At 75.7% G+C, this 750-nt stretch carries 1 protein-coding gene and 1 pseudogene; both read right to left on the bottom strand.

Annotation, left to right across the window (positions count from 1 at the left end):
* Positions 1–207, bottom strand: a pseudogene (locus HMPREF0731_RS22280) (tetratricopeptide repeat protein); the annotation flags it as partial.
* A 149-nt stretch (positions 208–356) separates the two neighbouring features.
* Positions 357–750 (bottom strand): peptidoglycan-associated lipoprotein Pal (pal, locus tag HMPREF0731_RS22275; RefSeq protein ID WP_007006531.1); only part of this gene is annotated, 394 nt, incomplete at its 5' end.

Below are 750 nucleotides of genomic sequence, written 5' to 3'. Positions count from 1 at the left end.
GGCACCGCCGCGCGCGGGCGGCGCCACCGGCACCGGCGCGGCGAAGCCGCCGCCACCGCCACCGCGGCGCAGCGTCTCCATTTCCTGGCGCAGCTGCAGGATCTGGTTCTGCAGGGCGATGCCTTCCCGGCTTTCCATCTGCGCCAGGGCCGGGGCGGCGCCCAGCATCGGCAGCAGCGGCAGGGCGAGAAGCAGCGAGCGAAGCATGGCCAATTCCTTCCGGGCCCAGCGGGGCATTGCGGCGGGGCGGTGCAACGGGAAACGGCGGCCCCCGGGCTTCCGGGGACCGCCGCTTGTCTCAGCCGGTCAGGCCGGCGTCAAGAAAGCGCGCCGGGCGGGCCCGGCGGGCGCTGCGCTCAGCGCACCACCGTGACGGCGCGGCGGTTCTGCGCCCAGGCGTCCGGGGTCGAGCCCAGGGCGGCGGGGCGGTCCTTGCCATAGGAGATGGTGGAGATGCGCGCCGGGGCGACACCCTGGGCCACCAGCACGTCGCGCGCCGAGTTGGCGCGGCGCTGGCCGAGGGCCAGGTTGTACTCGCGCGTGCCGCGCTCGTCGGCATGGCCCTCCATCAGGACCTGCACCTGCGGATACTGCGCCAGCCAGGCGGCCTGCCGCTCCAGCGTCGCGCGCTGGTCGCCCCGCACCGAGGAGCTGTCGGTGTCGAAGAAGACGCGGTCGCCGACATTGGCGACCAGATCCTCCTGGCTGCCCGGGCGCACGCTGCCGGCGGCCAGGCCGCCGGAGCCGGCC

The sequence above is a fragment of the Pseudoroseomonas cervicalis ATCC 49957 genome (assembly GCF_000164635.1).
Classification (GTDB): domain Bacteria; phylum Pseudomonadota; class Alphaproteobacteria; order Acetobacterales; family Acetobacteraceae; genus Pseudoroseomonas; species Pseudoroseomonas cervicalis.
The sequence above is the reverse complement of the archived record's forward strand: the minus strand, read 5'-3'. Positions and strand labels throughout refer to the sequence as shown.